Source organism: Roseiarcus sp. (assembly GCF_052145395.1).
Lineage (GTDB): Bacteria > Pseudomonadota > Alphaproteobacteria > Rhizobiales > Beijerinckiaceae > Roseiarcus.
In genome coordinates this window covers 1-4,464 of sequence record NZ_JBKQOT010000036.1, presented here as the reverse complement: position 1 = coordinate 4,464, position 4,464 = coordinate 1, and the positions used below count along the sequence as shown (strand labels likewise).

Sequence of the window (4,464 nt, the reverse complement as noted above, 5' to 3'; positions counted from 1 at the left end):
TTGCCAAGTCGAACCTAGTAAGAGGCTAGAGCCGTGTCGGACGCCTGGGTGCCTATCGGACACGCATTAACGGAGAGCGCTCACGCGTCGGAACTCATCGCCGCCCGCGACGAGTGGCAGATTTGGGCGGTGCGCGAAGGGGGTCGGGCGCTTCTTGCCGACACGACGCTGTCGAATCCTTGGGCGGACAGGGGACTGTTGAACGGAACCGGGGCGTTAATATTGACCTTTGGGGATCGTCAATGCCTCGTCGTTGAAGGCGGCCCGGGACGCATGCTTTCAAGCTTGTCTGCATGTCGGTCGCCAAACAACAAGAGCGAAGCGGTCGCGTTCGGGTTGGCGATGAAGGCCACCCGGTCGCTCGATCTCGACAGCACCTTCGAGGACGGAATCTATGTCGAGCGGCTGTCCAGAATTCTGCCGACGCGCGGGACGCAAAGCGGATTGGACGACGCGTTTGTGCTTGGGGCGTGGCTGACCGGGGGGCTGAGGGTCTCCGCCGCGAATGTTGATGCGCTCCAGCCGATCATCTCCTGGCTGCCATTGAGCGATCTATTGGAAGTAGTGGCAAGCTCGGGCGTGCAAGTCCTCGACACGGGCCGAACAGTCGGGCGCCAAGATGGAGTTGCGACGGAGCGGTCCCAGGGAGGGATGGCCAGCGGCGTCCCGCAGCGGCGCTTCGAACTGCCCGGACGGCCGGAACTGGAGGCGTTCTTCAATGAGCACGTCGTCGACGTCGCCCAGCATCCGGAGCACTATAGGGCAATGGGAATCGGACCCGGAGCAATCATCCTGGAGGGGCCGCCGGGAACCGGAAAGACTTTTGCCGTCGACGCGTTGCTCAAATTCTTGGGGTGGCCACAATACTTCATCGAGGCGGCCAGCATCGCCAGCCCCTATATTCATGAGACGAGCCGAAAAGTGAACGACGTTTTCCAGCGGGCGATCAAGGCCGCGCCGTCCGCGATCGTAATCGACGAGATGGAAGCGTTCCTGTCCGAGCGCGATGCGGCGCTCGGCGGTCAGCACCGGGTCGAGGAGATCGCCGAATTCTTGAGGCGGATCCCAGAGGCCGTCGCAGCGGGCGTTCTGGTGGTCGGGATGACCAACAGAATCGACATGGTTGACGTCGCCGTCCGCAGGCGCGGACGTTTCGATCATATTGTTCATGTTGATTTCCCGGAAGAGGCCGAAGTTGCGGCGCTCTTGGGCTCGTTGCTCACGCCGCTTCCTGTCGCCGACGATGTGGACATCGGCAAGCTGGCGGCTTCGCTGGCTGGGCGTCCGCTTTCGGATTCCGCCTTTGTGGTCCGAGAGGCGGCGCGCATCGCCGCGAGGGCCCGGCTGCCGGCCCTGGATCAGGCCCGGCTCCTGCAAGCGCTCGCCGCCGCCCCGGACCGCGAAGGGGGCAAGAAGCAAAAGATTGGTTTCACTTGATGGCCGCCCCGACAGCCGGGAATTCGGAGGCGCCGCGCGGCTTCGCGGGCTTGGCGACGCTGGTCTCCGTGCTGCCCGATACGCAGCGAACCCAGGGAACCCGCGCCCAGGGGACTCCCGCCCAGGCCGCGGAAACGCCGCGCGAAGAGGTCCGGGCAAGGCCTGCCGCAGCCGATTTACCCCCCGCGCGGGGGGACCCGATCTGGATACGTAAGCCGGCGGTCTTTTGGCTGGTCGTGGTGGGCATCGGGGTGATCGTGTACTTGGGAAACGCCGCCTCAAACGACCCCAAGACTCCGCCTGGTCCGACCCATCCGCCGGCGACGACGTACGTTACGCCTCAACCTCAGCCTTACGTCCCGCCGCCGCTGGCGCTGGTGGCGCTGCCTTCGCTGACCGAGGTCAAGCCGACCGCTGGGGCAAACCTGGTGCTCTCCGCCTCGGAAATTGTCTATTGCCTGTCCGAGTCCGCTCGGCTGGAGGCTATGCGCGGGATTGTCGACGATACGTCCCAGCTTCAGGTCAACAATTTCAACGCTCGGATCAGCGACTTCAACGCGCGCTGTTCGAACTATCGTTACAGGACCAGCGACATGGAGCGCGCGAAGATCACGGTCGATTCAAAGATGATGAGCATTTTGCAGGCCGAGGCGGCGCGGACCGTTGCAGGTTGGCGCTGATCCGCCTACTCCAGCATTGCTCCTATCGTCGGTTTCCCGCTCTCGAAAAAGCTTCTGATGAGGGTTTCGAGCACGGCGACATTGTCTGTCCTTGTGTATGACATCATCGCTCGTACGCTATTGTCGCCGTGCATGCCGATCACGAAACAGCCGTCGGCGCTCCAGACTCGTACCTTGTCCCAGGTCAGCCTGACGTCCTCGTTGGCCTTGAACATCTTTCGGCGGGTCAGCGTGACGGCGCCGTCCTCGATGAGCGCGCCGGGGAAAGCAAGGCGTCCGCCTTTCTTCAGCTGCTCGGCGTATCCATAGAGCAATCTGACGCCGACTCCTCGCCACAAGCGGCCGACAAGAGCGCTGTAGATGGTCTCGTTTCTCAGGTTGATGACCGCGGAGGCGGCGGGGGTCGCGACGTAGATTTCATGGGTCCTACCGGTCGTGATGCCGTTCACGGAATGACGTGTGCCGCCCCACCGCAAGGCGTTGATGTCCTCAAGTCGGTACGTCTGGCCCTTCCAGGTCAGGCTCGTCGCCGACATCTCCACCCTGTCCTTGAACACCGCTCCGATTTCTGCCGAGTAGGACAGGCTGCGTTCGAACTCGGCCTTGTTCGCTCTCGCCTGTGCCCTCGCCTTCTGAAGCTCCGCCAAGGTTGACGCGTCTTCAGACACGCGGGCGGCGAACTCGGACAGGAACGCGAATTCGCGCTGGAGGCATTCGGTGATCTTCGCGCTCGCGTCAGACAAATTGTGCAGGTTGTAGAGGTCGACGGACATCGACCTCACCTCGTATGCCAGATCGCCGCTTGCTGGGGGGTCGAGCCCCTTAGCCCGGCTCGCCATCTGGATCGGTTTGGCGACATAGGTCCAGTTCGCCAGCACTCCGCAAAGGGTTTCGACCAACGGCGATATCCTGTTTTCGCCTTCCGCCGCCCGGGACCGGATCTGTTCGATCAGTTTCCTGGCATTGTTTAATTCCCCTTCAACGAAGGCTTGAGCCGCTGTCTCATAGGCGTCGATGATGGCCTCGGCCAGGATAGGAGCGTGGCTTCGTCCCCCGTCAGTAGCCTTCGCGGCCAATTCAGTGACCAGCTGCACTAAGGTCCTTGTCGGGTATCTGTCCAATAGCGCTCGCGACACGTCCCGATAATGCCGGCGTCTTGCTGCGAGTTCGGCGTAGACTTGCTCCAAGTCCCTCATGGGCGGAACGCCTGCTATCGACCGATCCTCGTTGATGTCCCGCATCACGACCTCGGCGTCGATCTCCTCGGACGACGCGGCAAGCGCAAGCAGCGTCTTGACGGCGGCGTCATGCCGAATTGCCGTGCTTTCGATGCGGGCTGCGAGGATGTTGGCTCTGGCCAGGGGCGGCAATTCGATGACGTTCGCCGTCGCCGGTTCAGCCTTCAAACCCTCGACGGCGGCCTGCGCTCGATGCGGTGAGACGCCAGGCAGCCAGGACAGTTCCGCCGACAGTCTGGAGCGTGGACTGGTAAGCGTCGCCCGAGCCTTCTGACAAAGGTCGGGATCGACCATCAAGGATCGTTCATCAGTAAGCTCGACGATCCGGGACTGATTGTCTCTCGTCGTGGCGCCCAGCACGTAGAACGCGTTCTGGTACAGCGCGTTCTCGACGACCGACCCCGAGAGAGCATTCATGCGCCGCGTCCGGCTGTCCGCCGGCCCCTGGAAACACCTGTTGAATACAGAAGGTCGGAGATCTTGGCCAGTTCCCGCTTCCAACGAGACCGGATATCCGGCCCGCCTGTGTTTCGGCTCCGAAGAGTTGGACGCAGATTGTGGGTCAAACGCCGCGCCGAATCACACGTAATGCGCTGGGTTTCGTGGTCAAACGGCCGATTCACGGCCTTGCACTGGCCTAGCCGCCCCCTGAGAACCGCACCCCTTGCGACGTCCGTTTCGATGTCAGCGCGGCGATCAATGCCGGGTACGGACCGAGGAAGAGATCGCCGACTGCCGAGCGCCGGCGGTAAGTGATCCAGCGCTGCGCCAAATGGTGCGGCCGATCGTGCAACATGTGGCAGCGCTGACAGAGAGCGCGCAGGTTCTTTAGCCGATTGTTGGTCGGATCGCTGTCCAGGTGCGCCGCTGCGAGCACGACGCGCGTCATCCGAAACCGAGTCGCGTCCATAAGGTCGGGCCAGCGGGCAGGCCGTCCTCGGCGATCCCGCCATGTCGCCGCTTGCTCGTCGAACCAGCGCCCGTCCGGTAGGCAGCGGAGGAGGACGAGGTGTGGTCGGCCGCAGCGTTGGCACCTTCCTCCAGCCCGCTCGAAGCGGACGCGGCTGCTCAGCTCGCGCCAGTGCGGGGGATAGAGCGGTCGCAGCTCA

The 4,464-nt window shown here is 63.1% G+C and carries 4 protein-coding genes; 2 read left to right on the top strand and 2 right to left on the bottom strand.

Features of this window, described 5'->3' with window-relative positions:
• Window positions 1–342: 342 nt before the first annotated feature.
• Together ACLP25_RS01140 and ACLP25_RS01135 are read left to right on the top strand one after the other, a co-directional pair.
• Window positions 343–1,437, top strand: coding sequence for an ATP-binding protein (locus ACLP25_RS01140; protein ID WP_442467416.1), 1,095 nt, complete (start codon window positions 343–345; stop codon window positions 1,435–1,437).
• A complete protein-coding gene (locus ACLP25_RS01135; RefSeq protein ID WP_442467415.1) occupies window positions 1,437–2,117 on the top strand; it encodes a hypothetical protein in 681 nt (226 codons plus the stop codon). Before ACLP25_RS01140 ends, ACLP25_RS01135 begins: the two co-directional genes overlap by 1 nt.
• Before the next feature lie 5 nt (window positions 2,118–2,122).
• Here the strand turns inward: ACLP25_RS01135 and ACLP25_RS01130 are convergent, their stop codons facing one another.
• Together ACLP25_RS01130 and ACLP25_RS01125 are read right to left on the bottom strand one after the other, a co-directional pair.
• The gene (locus tag ACLP25_RS01130) at window positions 2,123–3,772 is read right to left on the bottom strand and encodes a hypothetical protein (protein ID WP_442467414.1); all 1,650 of its coding nucleotides are present in this window, start codon (window positions 3,770–3,772) and stop codon (window positions 2,123–2,125) included.
• A gap of 220 nt (window positions 3,773–3,992) precedes the next feature.
• Window positions 3,993–4,464: hypothetical protein (locus ACLP25_RS01125; protein WP_442467413.1), on the bottom strand; the 472-nt coding region annotated here is incomplete at its 5' end.

Bases quoted from the DNA above. Each gene is read 5' to 3' on its own strand.
- ACLP25_RS01130 (WP_442467414.1), bottom strand. From the start codon at position 3,772: ATGAATGCTCTCTCGGGGTCGGTCGTCGAGAACGCGCTGTACCAGAAC.
- ACLP25_RS01135 (WP_442467415.1), top strand. From the start codon at position 1,437: ATGGCCGCCCCGACAGCCGGGAATTCGGAGGCGCCGCGCGGCTTCGCG.
- ACLP25_RS01140 (WP_442467416.1), top strand. From the start codon at position 343: ATGAAGGCCACCCGGTCGCTCGATCTCGACAGCACCTTCGAGGACGGA.